This window comes from Methylorubrum extorquens (assembly GCF_024169925.1).
GTDB classification, from domain to species: Bacteria; Pseudomonadota; Alphaproteobacteria; order Rhizobiales; family Beijerinckiaceae; genus Methylobacterium; species Methylobacterium extorquens_A.
The window spans coordinates 4,136,881-4,153,122 of sequence record NZ_JALJXF010000001.1 but is presented as its reverse complement, the minus strand read 5'-3'; the positions used below and the strand labels follow the sequence as shown (position 1 = coordinate 4,153,122).

Here is a 16,242-nt window from a genome sequence, read left to right as displayed (position 1 = left end):
AGGGTGGGAGGCTGGACAAAGACCCGCTCGGTCTCGTTAGGGCTGCTTCCTTCCGGACCTGACCCGGTTGGCGAGTGAAACGTCCCTCGCCAACCTCCCGCGCCGTATATGACGGCCCGCGCGGCGGGATGCAAGCGGGTTGCAGGCGGGTTGCCTCGCCCGATCCGCGCGGCCATGCTTCCGGTAAGCAGGGGCCGATGCAGGGAGAGGTTATGCGGACGACCACGATTCCGGTGCGCTTCACCGTACTCGCTCTGCTCGCGGGCCTGTCCGCGCCCGCCGGCGCGCAGGATCGGGCCGGAGAGCCGGCACAGGAGGGCGCGCCGAAGGATTGGCAGGGTCGCTACCGCTACGAGCACGTCGCCGGTCGCACGGCCGGCGGCACGGGCATCGTCGTCAATTACGACCTCGTGATGCTGCCCCCCGATGTCCGCAACGGATGCGTTCTGACCGTACGGGGCTTCCAATCCGACGAGGCGCTCCGCTGCCGCACCCGTCGGGACGGGCAGGATCTCGTAGTGGCGTTCGATCGCTACGGCGATGGCGGAACGGTCAACAAGTACGGGGTTGCAGTCTACAAGCCGGGCCAGCCCCTGTTCACTTTAGCCAAGGTTGCTCGCGCCAAGGATGCGGCGCTGACCACACGCTGGCAGGGCCTCATGCCGGATGGGCAGGGCGTGGCCGAGAGCGGTGCTACCTTCAAGAAGATGCGGTAGTCCCGGAGAGGCGACCTCTCCGGGAGCGGGTGCCTACTCCGCCTTGCGCTTCACGATTTCCAAGGTCTTCGGGTCGAGCTTCAGGTCGAACTGCTTGCCGTTGGCGTCGATGGCGTCATCCACCTCGATCATGCCGTCGTCGAGTTCGATCTCCTTCCACTTGGTGAAACCCTCCTTCTTCAGGATGTCCTCGACCTTGGCCTGCTGATCGGGCGGCAGCTTCTCGTCGGCGAGCGCCGGACCACTGAGAAGCGCGAGGCCGAGGGCGAAGGCGGCGAGGGGGCGGAAGGACATGAGACGCTCCAAATTAATAAGAGACGCCGGGCGAACGGTCGATCGTCCCGGTTGTTCCTGCCCGATCTCCAGACGACCCCGCTCGTGATTGCCAGCGCGCGTAGTGCCGCCTAGGCTGCAACCTCCGGGTTCGGAGCTTGCCGCAACACCATGGTCACGCGCGTCGCCACCGTCGCCTTCGAGGGGATCGAGGCGCGTGCCGTCGATGTGCAGGTGCAGATCGCAGCCGGCGCCGTCGCCTTCACCATCGTCGGCCTGCCCGACAAGGCGGTGGCGGAATCCCGCGAGCGGGTGCGCTCGGCGCTGATCGCCTCGGGGCTGGCGCTTCCGGCCAAGCGCATCACGGTCAACCTCGCCCCGGCCGACCTGCCCAAGGAGGGCTCGCATTACGATCTGCCGATCGCGCTCGCGGTGATGGGTGCCATCGGCGCCCTGCCGGCGGACGCGCTCGGCGGCTATTGCGTGCTCGGCGAACTGGCGCTCGACGGTTCGATCACCGCAGTGGCCGGCGTGCTGCCCGCGGCGATGGCGGCGAATGGCCGTGGGCTCGGCCTGATCTGCCCGGCCGCGACCGGGCCCGAGGCGGCCTGGGCGGCCGGCGACATGGATGTACTGGCGCCGCGTTCGCTGATCCAGCTCGCCAACCATTTCAAGGGCAGTCAGGTGATGGCCCGGCCGCAGCCCGCGGTGGCAGCACCCGTCGGGCCGATGTCGGACCTGCGCGACATCAAGGGCCAGGAGGGCGCCAAGCGTGCCCTGGAGATCGCCGCGGCCGGCGGCCACAACCTGCTGATGAACGGCCCGCCCGGAGCCGGCAAGTCGATGCTCGCCGCGCGCCTTCCCTCGATCCTGCCGCCGCTCGGTCCGCGCGAGCTGCTCGAAGTCTCGATGATCCAGTCGGTCGCGGGCGAGCTGAAGGGCGGCGCCCTCTCGAACCGGCGCCCGTTCCGCCAGCCGCACCATTCCGCCTCCATGGCGGCTTTGGTCGGCGGCGGGATGAATGCGCGGCCCGGCGAGGCCTCGCTCGCCCATGGCGGCGTGCTGTTCCTCGACGAGCTCCCCGAGTTCACGCCCCAGGTGCTCGATTCCTTGCGCCAGCCGATGGAGACGGGCGAAATCATGATCGCCCGCGCCAACCATCGGACCACGTATCCGGCGCGGTTCCAGCTCGTGGCGGCGATGAACCCGTGCCGCTGCGGCATGGCGCTGGAACCCGGCTATGCCTGCCGCCGGGGGCCGAACGAGCGCTGCGTCGCTCAGTACGGCGCCCGCATCTCCGGGCCGCTGCTCGACCGGATCGATCTGCGGATCGAGGTCGCGGCGGTCACCGCCGCCGACCTGATTCTGCCGCCGCCCGCGGAGGGCTCGGCCGAGGCCGCCGCACGGGTCGCTGCGGCCCGCCTGCTCCAGAGCGCGCGATACACTGCCCTCGGCCTGCCGGCTGCGACGACCAACGCCACTTGCCCGGCGACCGTGATCGAATCCGCCGCCGCGCCCGATGCCGAGGGCGCTGCGCTGATCCGCCATGCGGCCGAGACCATGCGGCTGTCCGCCCGCGGCTTCCACCGCACCCTGCGGGTCGCCCGCACGCTGGCCGACCTCGACGGCGAGGCGCAGGTGCGGCGGCTGCATCTGGCCGAGGCGCTGTCCTACCGGGCGCGGGGCGAGCGGCCGGCGGCGGCGGCCTGATCGGCTCACGGGTCCGGCCATTGCCACGCCCTGTCACGGCGGACATAGTCGTGCACAATATGTCAGGGGCGGCCGGCTTGCCGGAACAGACTCCGTGCAAGGGAGCGAGGCGGTGGCACACGGCACGCAGATGCGCAGGCATCTGTGCGGAATCCAGACGGCCTGGACGGATGCGGGCGAGGCACTGGACGCGGTCGCGGCCGTCGCGGAGGCCCTCGACCGGGCGGCTGTCGGCCATCTGATCGTCTTCTTCTCGCCGGCCTACGAGGCGGAAGCCCTGACGGCCGCGCTCGCGGCGCAGTTTCCCGGCGTCGGGCTCACGGGTTGCTCCACCTCCGGCGGGATCAGCCCGGCGGGCTCGATCGACCGCGGCCTCGTCGCCATCGCCTTTCCCCGCCAGGGCTTCCGCATCGTCTCGGGCCTGCTCACCGACATCGCCCGGCTCGACGTGGAGGGGGCGGCCTCGACCGTGCGGGCCTTGCGCCGGACCCTCGACGGGGGGCGGTTGGACGGCGGCAGCGGCCACCGCTTCGCCCTCTCGCTGATCGATTCCCTCGCCAACGCGGAGGAGACGGTGGTCTCGGCGGTGGCCTGGGCGCTCGACGGCATCCCGCTGATCGGCGGCTCGGCCGGCGACGACCTCGCCTTCCGCAGCACGGTGCTGATCCACGAGGGCCGGCTCTGCCGCGACGCGGCGGTGATCCTGCTGGTCGAGACCGATTTCCCGATCCGCATCTTCAAGAGCGACAATTTCGAGCCGACGAACCGCAAGTTCGTGGTCACCGCCGCCCGCGAGGACGAGCGGCGCGTCACCGAACTCAACGCCGAGCCCGCGGCGCGCGAATATGCCATGGCGGTGGGGCTCGACCCGGAAAACCTCTCGACCATGAGCTTTGCCGCCTACCCGCTCGCGGTGAAGATCGGCGGGGAGTATTACTGCCGCTCGATTAGCCGGGTGGAGCCGGACGGCTCGATGACCTTTTTCTGCGCCATCGGCGAGGGCGTGGTTCTGACGCTGGCGCAGCCCCGCGACATCGTCGAGGCGACGCAGGCCGAACTCGAAAGCCTCGACGCGTCGCTCGGCGGGCTCGATCTCGTGATCGGCTTCGACTGCGTGTTTCGCCGGCTCGACGCCGAGAGCCGGCAGGTGCGCCACCGGATCGCCGACCTCTACCGGCGCTACGGCGTGGTCGGCTTCGAGACCTATGGTGAGCAGTACCGCTCGATGCACCTGAACCAGACGTTCACGGGCATCGCCATCGGCCGGGCCGAACCGAAGCCCGCGACATGAAGACGGCCCGATGAACCGCCCGACCCTCTGGATGGAACCGGTCCCCGAAGCGCAGACCATCGAGTCCCTGACGCATCGCGTGGCCAAGCTCGAGCGCATCAACGCGGCGCTGATGGCCCATGTCGAACGCACCATGGACCAGCAGGGCGGTGCCTACTCGCTGTTCCAGACCGCGATCATGCTGGAGGGCCGCGTCCGCGCCCGAACGGAAGAACTGACCGCGCTGATGAACAGCCTGGAGCGCTCGAACGCGGCGATGCAGGCGGCCAAGGAAGAGGCCGAGACCGCCAACCGCTCGAAGACGCGCTTCCTGGCCGCCGCGAGCCACGATCTGCTCCAGCCCCTCAACGCCGCCCGCCTCTCGCTCTCGGCGCTGACCGACCTCGCGCCGGGGCCGGAAGCGCAGGGCATCGCCCGGCAGGTCGAGCGCGGCCTGGAGACGATCGAGGATCTGATCAAGGCGCTCATCGACATCTCGAAGCTCGATGCCGGCATCGTGCGCCCCGTGGTCAAGCCGGTGCGCCTCGCCGACCTCGTGGCCGGGATCGAGGCCAGCTTCCGGCCGTTTGCCGAGCGCAAGGAGCTGCGCCTCGTCACCCGCTGCGCCGACCTTGTGGTGGAGACGGACGGGATCCTGCTCCAGCGCATCCTCCAGAACCTCGTCTCCAACGCGATCCGCTACACCGAGAGCGGCGGCGTGCTGATCGCCGCGCGCCGACGGGACAGGCTCTGCCGGATCGACGTGGTCGATACCGGCTGCGGCATTCCCGAGACCGAGCGGGCGCTGGTCTTCGAGGAGTTCTTTCGTGGCGCGCGCGAGTGCGACGATGGCGGGATCGGTCTCGGGCTCGGCCTGTCGATCGTGCAGCGCATGGCCTCGACGCTGGATCACGCCATCGAACTGCATTCCCGCAGCGGCCACGGCACGCGGCTGAGCCTCACCCTGCCGCTGGCCACCCAGCGTCCGGACGCGCGGGTGACCCTCGCGCCGCTCGCCACGGCGCTGACAGGCGCACGGGTGCTGGCGATCGAGAACGACGCCTCGACGGCGGAGGCGCTGCAACGGCTCCTGCGCAACTGGGATGCCGAGGTGCAGGTGTTTCGCGATCTGGCCGGCGTCGTGGCCGCCCTCGGTGCCGGTCTGGCGCGGCCGGACGTGATGGTGATCGACTACCACCTCGACAACGGCGCCTGCGGCCTCGATGTGGTGGATTACCTGCGGCGCAACCGGGGCTGGGTGACGCCGGTGATCCTTACCACCGCCGATCACGGGGCCGACATCGCCGCCCGCGCCCAGGCCACGGGGGCCGAACTCGTCCACAAGCCGATCAAGCCGGCGCAGTTGCGCTCGCTGCTCGCCTACATGCTGGCGTGAGGCGCGGTGAGGATGGGCGGGATCAAAGCGCGCTGAAGCGCCGCTCGCCTATCAGCCGGTCGCGCGCGCGGGCGACGAGGGCGGGGCGGATGCGGGTGACGTCCTCGCCGTCGAGGAGCGGCGATCCGGCCAGCACGCCGAGATAGGCCTCTTCCCGATCCCGGCAGGTCGAGACCGCCTTGGTGGCGGCGAAGCTGCGGCTGGTGGTGCGGATCTGCTCCGCGAACGCTTCGTCGAGACAGGCCTGCCACGCCGCGTGGCGCGCGCCCTCCGCGGTTTCCGCCCGCGCGGGGAGGGCGGCGAAGAGGGCGAGAATGCTGGCGAGGAGGACGCGACGCATGGGACGAGCGGACCCTGGGACGGCGAACCTGAGGCGGTGACGGGGTTTTCCGGGGCGGAAAGCCTTCGCGGAAACCTCTCATCAACCTTGGCGGCCGAACCGTTAAAACCTGCTAACGCGCCGGGTCCGGGTCCGGTCCCGATTTGGGACCGGGAAACGTTTCCCTCAGCGGTTGGCCGCCGTGAGCGGCGAGGCGTCGCGGCCGAGCGCCATCCAGCCCACGGCCTCCTGGCTCTCGCGCTTGACGAAGGTGTAGCCGGTCTGGGTCCAGGGCAGCACCGCGTTGGTCTTGTTGTCGAGGATCAGGTCGCCGCGGTTGGTGATGACCGTGAGGACCGCGTGGCCCTCGCCCTTCTCGTCGATGACCACCGTCATCCGCATCGCCCGGCGCGGCAGGCCGGCCTCGACCAGCAGGCGACGCTTGAGGAGTTGGAAGTCCTCGCAGTCGCCCCGGCCGTCCTCGGCGAGGTCCCAGCGGTCGGCGGCGCGCCAGTGCTCCTGATCGGTGACCGCCTCCACCGACCGGTTGATCCGGCGGTTCACCGCGTTGATCGTCTGCCACAGCGCCGGGGTCAGGGTGATGCTGGCGGCCTCGGTGCGATCGACCGCGCATTCGCCCGGATAGCGCTCGCAGAACTCGGCCCAGGCGGCGATCGGCCGGGCAGGGCCGGTGGTGACCGCCGACAGGCTCACCGCGGGCAGCGCGGCGGTCGGCTGCGCCTCGGCGCGCGGGGCCGGCGCGATGAGAAGGGCCCCGGCCAGGGCGAGGCCCGCCAGCAGGCGGCTCGTGAGCGCGGGCCGGACGACACAGAGCTTGGAGAACGCGATACGCATGGCCCTGACCGAGCAGTTAAGCTTCTGTTAATGAAGCTCTCACGGCCGTCCGGTTCCCGCAATCGGCGAGTTAAAAATCGGTTAACGCGATCCATCGCATTTGATCGATCGGGGCCGGGACGCCCGCGGCGGGGCGCATGAGCCGGTGCGAGACAAGTCCCGAGCACCGTCACCGAGCGCGGTGGCCGCGCCGGCACGGCACCTGCTAGGCTTGGGATTATTCCAAGATCCGCAAAGCCTTCCGATGACGAGCGAACTCCTTTCCGCCGAAGCCGTGCAGCCCACCGACCGCGGGCCGGCGGTGATCCGCACCGTGGCGATGCCCACCGACACGAACCCGGCTGGCGACATCTTCGGCGGCTGGCTGATGGCGCAGATGGACATGGCCGCCGGCAATGTCGCCGCCCGCCGGGCGCGGGGGCGCTGCGCCACGATCTCGGCGGAGGCGATGACGTTCCACCGCCCGGTCTTCGTCGGCGATGAGGTGAGCTTTTATGCCTGGATCGTGAAGACCGGCCGCACCTCGATGCGCATCCAGGTCGAGGTCTGGCGCCGGGAGCGGGAGGGCGAGACCACCATGAAAGTGACGGAGGGCCTCTTCACCTTCGTCGCCATCGGGCCGGACCGCCGGCCGCGGCCGATCCCGGAGGCTTTGGAGGGCTGAAGGCGGCGATGCCCGCCGATCGCGGACCGGGCTGTCAGTGCATCGTCAGCGTGGTGAGCCGGCGTGCGCTCGCGTGCTGGTGCAGGAAGGCGCTCATCTCGGCGAGCACCGGCGCCTTGCGGCGGAAGCTGACGGAGAGCGACAGCAGCGTGTCGGCATGGTCGAGGCCCTCGTAGACCCGTTCCTGCACCGGCACGCGGGCGGTGCGCAGGCGCTCGGCGAGGCTCGCGGTGTTGCGGGGCCGCACGACAGTGTCCTTGTCGCCGGTGGCGAGGAAGGTCGGCGGCGAGTGGGCGCCGGCAAAGGACACCGGCTGCGTCGCCTCCGGGTCGGGCGCCTGCCCGAACACGTCGATCGAGGTCTTCTGGTCGAAGGGCAGGAAGTCGTAGGGGCCCGACAGGCCGGCCACTGCCCGGATGACCCGCGGATCGACCCCGGCCTGGCGCAGATATTCCGGGTCGAGCCCGAGCATCGCCGCGTTGTAGGCGCCCGCCGAATGGCCCGCGAGCACGATCCGGCTCGGGTCGCCGCCCTGCGCGGCGATGTTGTCGCGCACCCAGGCGATGGCCGCTGCCCCGTCCTTCAGGAAGTCGGGAAAGCGCACCTGCGGGTAGAGCCGGTAATCCGGCAGCACGGTCACGAAGCCCTGCGCGGCCAGGGCCTGCGCGGCGAAGGCGTAATCGTCCTTGCTGCCGCTGTTCCACGAGCCGCCGTAGAAGAACACCAGCACCGGCGCCCGCGTCACGGGGTCGGTCGGCACGAACACGTCGAGGCGCTGGCGCGGGTCGGTGCCGTAGGCCGCGTCGCGGATCGCGAGGCGCCCGCCCTTGTCGCGCGGCCCGAGCGCATCGAACAGCGCCAGCGGCGAGCAACCGCTTAAGCCCAGGGCGGTGAGCCCGAGGCAAACCAGCGAGACGAGGGAGACGAATGCCTTAATCATGTAACCCGTGATTGACGCGGCGGTCGCGGCGGATTCATGGCCGCGGGGTGGCGACGTTGGGAGTTATGTCCTCAGGACGAGGCAGGCGCCGCCGACCCCGCGGATCTTCTGGCAGAGCCCGTCGGCCGCGTTCCGGCTCTCGGCCGGGATGCGCACCCGGTAGAAGGTGCGCGTGCCGCGAAAGCGCAGGCGGGTGCCGACGATCATCGGCCGCACCTCACCGATCACGCTGGTGTAGCGCGTGCGCGCCCGCTGGAAGCTCGCCAGCGCCAGCGACTTCGAGAAGTTGCCGGCAAGCTGCACGCCCCAGGGCGCGGCCGGGCCGCCCTCGATCGCCAAGGCGAAGCGGTCTCCGCGCGACGGGACGCGGAGCGCCGCGGTGACCTGAAGGCAGCTCTGCGTCTCGGCCTCCGGCGGGGGGGGCTTGTCCTCCGGCTTCCCTTCAACCTTCTTCGCTGCCGGATCGGCCCCTTCCGGCATTTCCACGCTCGCGCTCGGCCGCCAATCCTCCGCCGGGCGGCCGGTGATGCCGATGACGTAGGCCCGCGTCTCGGCGGGCAGGCCGCCGCTGCCGGCGAGCCAGGCCGAGACGCGCCCCGGTCCGCCGTTATAGGCTGCCGCCGCGAGCCCGAGATTGCCGAACTGCCGCTTGAGGTCGGCCAGGAAATGCGCCGCGTGCGGGATCGCCTGTTCGGGATCGAACGGATCGCTGAGCCCGCGCTCCCGCGCCGTACCCGGCATGAACTGCGCGATGCCCTGTGCGCCCGCCGGGCTCACCACGCCGACGCGAAACGCGCTCTCGCGCCAGATCAGGCGGGTGAGGAACGGCACCGGCAGCTTTCGCGCCCTGGCCGAGTCCTCGATCAGCCGGCAGAGCGCCTGCTCCACCGTCTCGCTCTCGGGTGAGGGGGCCGCGCGCGCGGGACCGGCGAGCACCGCGAGGGCGGCCGGCAGGAAGACGAGGGCGAAACGAGACACGGCGGCTGATTTAGGGCGCCGGCCCGGGAAGGGGATGGCTGCCCGCTTACCCCGCACCGCCTGCCCTGTCGGCGAGCATCATTGTGCCGGCGCAGCGCTTCGCGAGGGAGCCGTACCTTAGTAGCGTTCTTAGAATTGCACTATTTTTCTGGAGCCCCGCGCGCTAGGCTCGATGCTTGCAAGAGCCGGACGCCAAGATCCGGCCTCATGAGGAGGAACACGATGCTCGAAGAGCGCATCTCGGAGATCGACGCCGAGGCGGCCGCAAAGTCCGTTTCCGAAGCCGTCACCCGGCTCGGCGCCTGCCCGCACGACTGCCCCGATACCTGCTCGATGATATACACCGTCGAGAACGGTCGGCTGATCGACGTGCGCGGCAACCCCGACCACCCGATGACCCGCGGCGCGCTCTGCGGCAAGCTCAAGGACTTCGACCGTCACCACTACAACCCCGATCGCATCCTCTACCCGATGCGCCGCGCCGGCCCGAAGGGCAGCGGCCTCTTCGAGCGGATCACCTGGGACGAGGCGCTCGCCGAGATCCACCGCCGCTTCACCGGCATCATCGAGACGCACGGGGCGGAGGCGATCCTCCCCTACAACTACCTCGGCAACGAGGGCGTGGTGCAGGGGCTCACCGTGGGTGACGCCTTCTTCAACCGCCTCGGCGCCACGGTGGCGGAGAAGACCTTCTGCGGCTCCGGCTCGTGCACAGCGTGGCTGCTCACGGTGGGCCCGACCAACGGCACCGACCCGATGAGCTTCGCGCAATCGAAGCTGATCGTGATCTGGGGCTGCAACTCGGTCTCGACCAACATCCACCACTGGCACGTGGTGAAGGAGGCGCAGCGCCACGGCGCCCGCGTCATCGTGATCGACCCCTACCGCTCGCGCACCGCCGCCCAGGCCGACTGGCACCTGATGCCCAAACCCGGCACCGATGGCGCGCTCGCCATGGCGATGATCCACGTCATCGTCGAAGAGGGCCTGACCGACGATGACTACATCGCCCGCCACACGGTCGGCTTCGAGCCGTTGAAGGAACGGGCGCAGGCCTTCACGCCGGAATACGCGTCTGAAATCTGCGGCATCTCGGCCGATGACATCCGGCAGCTTGCGCGCGAATACGCCACCACCCGCAACGCGGCGCTGCGGCCCGGCGTGGCGGTGGAGCGGAGTGCCGGCGGCGCCCAGGCGCTGCGGGCGATCTTCTCGCTTCCCGCCCTCACCGGTTCTTGGAAGGATCCGGGCGGCGGCGTCTACCAGATGCCGCTCTGGGAGTTTCCGGTGCACTGGGGTCGGGTCTGCCGGCCGGACCTGATCCCCGAGGGCACGCGGGTGCTCAACGTGCTCAAGCTCGGCGAGGTGCTGACCGGCGAGGCCGGGATCGAGCCCGGCATCCACGCCCTGATGGTCTACAACGCCAACCCGGTCTCGAACTCGACCGAGACCGCCAAGATCAAGCGCGGGCTCGCCCGCGAGGATCTGTTCACGGTCGTCAGCGAGCACTTCGTCACCGACACCGCCCGCTACGCCGATATCCTGCTCCCGGCCACCATGGCGGCCGAGCACGACGACATGATGTTCTCTTGGGGGCACTTCTTCTTCACGCTGAACCAGAAGGCGATCGAGCCGCCGGGCGAGACGGTCTCGAATGCCGAGCTGTTCCGGCGGCTGGCCAAGACCTTCGGCTTCACCGAGCCGCAGTTCTCCATGAGCGAGACCGAACTCATGGAATGGTATCTCGATTGGGAGAGTCCGAAGCTCGGCGGCATCGGCATGGACCATTTCCGCCAGCACGGCTGGTACCGCCTGAACATCGGCGATCCGGACACGCGCACACCGCATGCCGAGGGCAACTTCCCCACACCATCCGGCAAGTGCGAGTTCTACTCGGAAGCGGCGGTCACGGGCGGCAATTTCGTCGCGCCGCCCTTCCGGCAGATGTACGAGCAGTTCCAGGGCGGCGAGGCCCTCGACCCGCTGCCGGGCTACGTGCCGGCCAACGAGCGGCCGGAGACGAATCCGGCCCAAGCCGAACGCTATCCCCTCAACATCGTCTCACCGAAGAGCCACGGCTTCCTCAACTCGCAATACGCCAACGAGGCGCACAAGGTCCGCGCGCAGGGCGAGCAGACGATCCTGATCAACCCGAGCGACGCCCAGAGCCGCGAGATCGGCGAAGGCGCGCTGGTGCGGGTGTTCAACGATCGCGGCGCCTTCCACGGGCAGGCGCGGGTGACCGACGAGGTGCCGCCGGGGCTGGTGATCGCCTCGCTCGGCTACTGGCACTCGCTCAACCGCGACGGGGCGGTGAACGTCATCAGCGCCTCGACCTATGGCGGCATGGGCCACTCGCCGACCTTCAGCGACAACCTCGTGCAGGTCGGGCTGGCGCAGTAGCGCGACGCGAAGACGATTCGCGTAGGAGGCCCCGCGCGCTATAACCCCTCGGCCCGCCGCTCCGACACCGGATCGCGGCGGGCCGTTTTTCGTCGCCGGGGTTCGATGTCCGATACGCTGCTGACCGTCGAGGATCTCTCGGTCGCCTTCCGAAGCGGGACACGTGAGACGCACGCGGTGGACCGCGTCTGCTTCGCCATCGAGCGCGGCGAGACCCTGGCCCTGGTGGGCGAATCCGGCTCCGGCAAGTCGGTGACGGCGCTCTCGATCCTGCGCCTGCTCGACGGGGCGGCGCATCACCCGGGCGGAAAGATCCTGTTTAAGGGGCGCGACCTCCTGGCCTTGCCCGAGCGCGAGATGCGCGCGGTGCGCGGCGCGGACATCACCATGGTGTTCCAGGAGCCGATGACCTCGCTCAACCCGCTCCACTCCATCCAGCGGCAGATCGGCGAGGTGCTGGAAATCCACCGCGGCCTGAAGGGCAAAGCGGCGCGGGCCCGCATCCTCGAACTCATGGATCTCGTCGGCATCCGCGATGCCGAGCGGCGGCTCGGCGCCTATCCGCACGAATTGTCCGGCGGCCAGCGCCAGCGGGTGATGATCGCCATGGCGCTCGCCTGCGAGCCCGACCTGCTGGTCGCCGACGAGCCGACCACCGCCCTCGACGTCACCGTGCAGGCGCAGATCCTCGCGCTGCTCGCCGACCTGCAGAAGCGGCTCGGCATGGCGATGCTGTTCATCACCCACGATCTCGGCATCGTCCGGCGCATCGCCGACCGGGTCTGCGTGATGCTCGCCGGCCGGATCGTCGAGGCGGGTCCGGTCGATCGGGTCTTCACCCGGCCCCAGCACGAATACACGCAGCGCCTCCTCGCCGCCGAGCCCACCGGCCGGGCGAACCCGGTGCCCGATCACGCCGAGGAGCTGGTCGAGGCCGGTCCGCTCAAAGTGTGGTTTCCCCTCAAGGCGGGGCTGCTCCGGCGCACCGTCGGCCACGTCAAGGCGGTCGATGGCGTGCGGCTCCGGGTGCGGGCGGGCGAGACCGTCGGCGTCGTCGGTGAATCCGGCTCCGGCAAGACCACCCTCGGCCTCGCTCTGCTGCGGCTCACTGAATCCGAGGGCCCGATCGTGTTCCTCGGGCAGCGGATCGAGGGGCGCGGCCCCGCCCTGATGCGGCCCCTGCGCAAGGACATGCAGGTGGTCTTCCAAGATCCCTACGGCTCGCTCTCGCCGCGCATGTCGGTCGGCGACATCGTCGCCGAGGGGTTGGCCGTGCAGGGGCTGGTAAAGGGCGGCGACGAGCGCCGCGCCCTCGTAGCGAAGGCGCTCACTGATGTCGGGCTCGATCCGGCGGCGATGGACCGCTACCCGCACGAATTCTCCGGCGGCCAGCGCCAGCGCATCGCGATTGCCCGCGCCATCGTCTTGAAGCCCCGCTTCGTCGTCCTCGACGAGCCGACCTCGGCGCTCGACCGTTCGGTGCAGGCGCAGATCGTGACGCTGCTGCGCGACCTCCAGCGCGAGCGGGGCATCGCCTACCTGTTCATCAGCCACGACCTCAAGGTGGTGCGGGCGCTCTCGAACTATGTCATGGTGATGCAGCACGGCCAAGTGGTCGAGGAAGGCCCGGCCGAAGAGATCTTCGCCGCGCCCAAGACCGACTACACCCGCACCCTGTTCGCGGCGGCATTCGAGATGGACGCCGCGACCACCGCCGAGATCGAGCCGGCCTGAATGCATGGCCCGCGCCCTCCTCATCGTCCTCGATTCCGTCGGCATCGGCGGCGCTCCGGATGCCGACCGCTACGGCGATGCCGGCTCCGACACGGTCGGGCATATCGCCGAGGCCTGCGCCGCCGGGCGCGGCGACCGGCCGGGCCTGCGCGCCGGCCGCTTGCGCCTGCCGAACCTCGCCGCGCTCGGCCTTGGGCTGGCCTGCGAGGGCGCCACCGGGCGCGTGCCGCCGGGGCTCGCGCCGGAGGGGCCGGTGCAGGCGCTCTGGGGCCACGCCGTAGAGACCGCTTCGGGCAAGGACACCCCGTCAGGCCATTGGGAGATCGCGGGCGTGCCGGTGCGGGAGGCCTGGGGCCACTTTCCCGATACGCAGCCCGCCTTCCCGGCGGAGCTGACGGCGGAACTGATCGAACGGGCCGGGCTGCCGGGCATCCTCGGCGACCGCCACGCCTCGGGCACCGCGATCATCGACGCGTTCGGGGCCGAGCATGTCCGGACGGGCCGGCCGATCTGCTACACCTCGGCCGACAGCGTGTTCCAGATCGCCGCGCACGAGGAGGCGTTCGGGCTGGAGCGGCTCACCGAGACCTGCCGGATCGCACGCGAACTTTGCGACCCCTACCGCGTCGGCCGGGTCATCGCCCGGCCCTTCCTCGGCAGCGAAATGGAGGGTTTCCACCGCACCAGCCGCCGCAAGGATTTTTCCGTCGCGCCTCCGGCCGGGACGCTGCTCGACGGTTTGGAGGCTGCGAGCCGGGCGGTCGTGAGCGTCGGCAAGATCGGCGACATCTTCGCCCACCGCGCCACCGGCCGCGAGATCAAGCCCGCCGGCAACGCCGCCTGCCTCGACGCGGCGCTCGATGCCTTCGCCGGACTGCCGGAGGGCGGCTTCGTCTTTCTCAACCTCGTGGATTTCGACACCGAGCACGGCCACCGCCGCGACGTGCCGGGCTACGCCGCCGAACTGGAAGCCTTCGACGCCCGCGTGCCCGAGATCCACGCGGTCCTGAGGCCCGGCGATCTCTGCGTCATCACCGCCGACCACGGCAACGACCCGACTTGGACCGGCACCGAGCACACCCGCGAGCAGGTGCCGGTGCTGGCCTTCGGACCGGAGATCGCGCCCGGTTCGATCGGGCCGCGCGAAACGTTTTCGGACATCGGCGCGTCAGTCGCGGCTCATCTCGGCCTGCCGCCGCTCGGGGCGGGCCAGGCATGGTGGTGAGGACCGTACGGAGCCCTCTCCCCGCATGGCGGGGAGAGGGGAGTGATCAGCGTGAAAACTTCTTGTACTTCAGCTTCTTCGGGATAATCGAATCGAGGCCGAGGCGGCGCTTCTTGTCCGCCTCGTATTCCGAGAAGTTGCCCTCGAACCACTCGACGTGGCTGTCGCCCTCAAAAGCGAGGATGTGGGTCGCGATGCGGTTCAGGAACCAGCGATCGTGGCTGATGATGACGGCGCAGCCCGCGTAATCCTCCAGCGCGTCCTCGAGGGCGCGCAGGGTCTCCATGTCGAGGTCGTTGGTCGGCTCATCGAGGAGCAGCACGTTGGCGCCGCCCTTGAGCGTACGGGCCAGATGCACGCGGTTGCGCTCACCGCCCGAGAGCGTGCCGACCTTCTTCTGCTGGTCGCCGCCCTTGAAGGCGAAGGCCGCGCAATAGGCGCGCGAATTGATCTCGCGCTTGTTGAAGTAGATGATGTCGTTGCCGCCCGACACTTCCTGCCAGACGGTCGCGTTGGGATCGAGCGCATCGCGCGACTGATCGACGTAGCCGAGCTTGACCGTCTCGCCGACGGCGATCGCCCCGCCGTCGGGCTTTTCCTGGCCGGTGATCATCTTGAACAGGGTGGTCTTGCCGGCGCCGTTGGGGCCGATGACCCCGACGATGCCGCCCGGCGGCAGCTTGAACGAGAGATCCTCGATCAGGAGGCGATCACCGAACGCCTTGTTGAGGTGGTCGAACTCGATGACGTTGGTGCCCAGCCGCTCGTCGATCGGGATGACGATCTGCGCGGCCGCGTCGATCTTGTTGTTCTGCTTGGCGACCAACTCCTCGTAGCGAGTAATACGCGCCTTCGACTTCGACTGCCGGGCCTTGGGCGAGGCCGAGATCCACTCCTGCTCGCGATTGATCGAGCGCTGGCGGGCCATGTCCTCGCGGCCCTCCTGCTCCAGGCGCTTCTGCTTCTGCACCAGCCACGCCGAGTAGTTGCCCTCGTAGGGGTAGCCCCGTCCGCGATCGAGCTCGAGGATCCAGCCGGTGACGTTGTCGAGGAAGTAGCGGTCGTGGGTCACGATCAGGATCGCGCCCGGATACTGCTTGAGGTGGCCCTCCAGCCAGTTCACCGTCTCGGCGTCGAGGTGGTTGGTCGGCTCGTCCAGAAGCAGCAGTTCCGGCTCCCACAGCAGCAGCTTGCAAAGCGCGACGCGGCGGCGCTCGCCGCCCGAGAGCGTCGCGACCGGCTGCTCGTCGCTCGGGCAGCCGAGCGCTTCCATGGCCTGATCGACCTTGGAATCGAGTTCCCACAGGTTCTGGGCCTCGATCTGGTCCTGGAGGGCGGTCATCTCGTCCGCCGTCTCCTCGGAATAGTTCATCGCGAGTTCGTTGTAGCGGTCGAGCAGCGCCTGCTTCTCGGCGACGCCCTCCATGACGTTCTCGCGCACCGACTTGTTCGGATCGAGCTGCGGCTCCTGCGGCAGGTAGCCGACGCGCGCGCCCTGCGCGACGAAGCCTTCGCCGGTCCAGTCCTTGTCGATGCCGGCCATAATCTTCAGCAGCGTCGACTTACCGGCGCCGTTGATGCCGAGCACGCCGATCTTGGCGTCGGGGTAGAACGACAGGTTGACGTTTTCGAGGACCTTCTTGCCCCCGACATAGGTCTTGGTCAGACCCCGCATGTGGTAGATGAATTCGCGGGCCATGTGCGTTCGTCCTGCGTGAAGCGTGGGAGCCGGTCGGGCCGGCGCTCGCGGATGCGTGGC

Annotated in this window: 14 protein-coding genes and 1 other RNA gene; 8 read left to right on the top strand and 7 right to left on the bottom strand. The window is 69.6% G+C overall.

Features of this window, described 5'->3' with window-relative positions:
- Positions 1-2: 2 nt before the first annotated feature.
- An RNA gene (ffs, locus tag J2W78_RS19385) (signal recognition particle sRNA small type) lies at positions 3-99 on the bottom strand.
- Positions 100-212: 113 nt separating this feature from the next.
- Between ffs and J2W78_RS19380 the strand changes: the two genes are divergently transcribed.
- Positions 213-716, top strand: a complete 504-nt coding sequence (locus tag J2W78_RS19380) for a DUF5991 domain-containing protein (RefSeq protein ID WP_253373185.1) — start codon at positions 213-215, stop codon at positions 714-716.
- A 33-nt stretch (positions 717-749) separates the two neighbouring features.
- Here the strand turns inward: J2W78_RS19380 and J2W78_RS19375 are convergent, their stop codons facing one another.
- Entirely contained in the window at positions 750-1,010 is a 261-nt protein-coding gene (locus J2W78_RS19375) for a PepSY domain-containing protein (RefSeq protein ID WP_253373183.1), read from the bottom strand.
- 150 nt (positions 1,011-1,160) lie between these two features.
- Between J2W78_RS19375 and J2W78_RS19370 the strand changes: the two genes are divergently transcribed.
- From J2W78_RS19370 to J2W78_RS19360, 3 genes are all read left to right on the top strand, one after another.
- Positions 1,161-2,699, top strand: coding sequence for a YifB family Mg chelatase-like AAA ATPase (locus J2W78_RS19370; protein WP_253373181.1), 1,539 nt, complete (start codon positions 1,161-1,163; stop codon positions 2,697-2,699).
- Positions 2,700-2,811: 112 nt separating this feature from the next.
- Positions 2,812-3,990 (top strand): FIST N-terminal domain-containing protein, encoded by a 1,179-nt coding sequence (locus J2W78_RS19365; protein ID WP_253374091.1) that lies wholly within the window; start codon positions 2,812-2,814, stop codon positions 3,988-3,990.
- 10 nt (positions 3,991-4,000) lie between these two features.
- Positions 4,001-5,365 carry an ATP-binding response regulator gene (locus J2W78_RS19360; protein ID WP_253373179.1) on the top strand — a complete coding sequence of 455 codons (1,365 nt, stop codon included), beginning with the start codon at positions 4,001-4,003 and terminating at the stop codon, positions 5,363-5,365.
- A gap of 22 nt (positions 5,366-5,387) precedes the next feature.
- On the opposite strand, the gene J2W78_RS19355 is transcribed toward J2W78_RS19360, so the two are convergent.
- Both J2W78_RS19355 and J2W78_RS19350 read right to left on the bottom strand, forming a co-directional pair.
- A complete protein-coding gene (locus tag J2W78_RS19355; RefSeq protein WP_253373178.1) occupies positions 5,388-5,705 on the bottom strand; it encodes a hypothetical protein in 318 nt (105 codons plus the stop codon).
- 165 nt (positions 5,706-5,870) lie between these two features.
- Complete coding sequence (locus J2W78_RS19350; RefSeq protein WP_253373163.1) at positions 5,871-6,539, bottom strand: transglutaminase-like cysteine peptidase; 669 nt, start codon at positions 6,537-6,539, stop codon at positions 5,871-5,873.
- Positions 6,540-6,783: 244 nt separating this feature from the next.
- Between J2W78_RS19350 and J2W78_RS19345 the strand changes: the two genes are divergently transcribed.
- Positions 6,784-7,203 (top strand): acyl-CoA thioesterase, encoded by a 420-nt coding sequence (locus J2W78_RS19345; RefSeq protein ID WP_253373161.1) that lies wholly within the window; start codon positions 6,784-6,786, stop codon positions 7,201-7,203.
- A 34-nt stretch (positions 7,204-7,237) separates the two neighbouring features.
- Here the strand turns inward: J2W78_RS19345 and J2W78_RS19340 are convergent, their stop codons facing one another.
- Both J2W78_RS19340 and J2W78_RS19335 read right to left on the bottom strand, forming a co-directional pair.
- Positions 7,238-8,143 carry an alpha/beta hydrolase gene (locus J2W78_RS19340; protein WP_253373159.1) on the bottom strand — a complete coding sequence of 302 codons (906 nt, stop codon included), beginning with the start codon at positions 8,141-8,143 and terminating at the stop codon, positions 7,238-7,240.
- A 63-nt stretch (positions 8,144-8,206) separates the two neighbouring features.
- The gene (locus J2W78_RS19335) at positions 8,207-9,121 is read right to left on the bottom strand and encodes a transglycosylase SLT domain-containing protein (protein WP_253373157.1); all 915 of its coding nucleotides are present in this window, start codon (positions 9,119-9,121) and stop codon (positions 8,207-8,209) included.
- Positions 9,122-9,343: 222 nt separating this feature from the next.
- On the opposite strand from J2W78_RS19335, the gene J2W78_RS19330 reads away from it, so the two are divergent.
- From J2W78_RS19330 to J2W78_RS19320, 3 genes are all read left to right on the top strand, one after another.
- Complete coding sequence (locus tag J2W78_RS19330) at positions 9,344-11,524, top strand: molybdopterin-containing oxidoreductase family protein (protein ID WP_253373155.1); 2,181 nt, start codon at positions 9,344-9,346, stop codon at positions 11,522-11,524.
- A gap of 105 nt (positions 11,525-11,629) precedes the next feature.
- Entirely contained in the window at positions 11,630-13,258 is a 1,629-nt protein-coding gene (locus J2W78_RS19325) for an ABC transporter ATP-binding protein (RefSeq protein WP_253373153.1), read from the top strand.
- Positions 13,259-13,262: 4 nt separating this feature from the next.
- Complete coding sequence (locus J2W78_RS19320; RefSeq protein ID WP_253373151.1) at positions 13,263-14,483, top strand: phosphopentomutase; 1,221 nt, start codon at positions 13,263-13,265, stop codon at positions 14,481-14,483.
- 46 nt (positions 14,484-14,529) lie between these two features.
- Here the strand turns inward: J2W78_RS19320 and ettA are convergent, their stop codons facing one another.
- Positions 14,530-16,182 carry an energy-dependent translational throttle protein EttA gene (ettA, locus tag J2W78_RS19315; protein WP_253373149.1) on the bottom strand — a complete coding sequence of 551 codons (1,653 nt, stop codon included), beginning with the start codon at positions 16,180-16,182 and terminating at the stop codon, positions 14,530-14,532.
- Between the last annotated feature and the right edge of the window lie 60 nt (positions 16,183-16,242).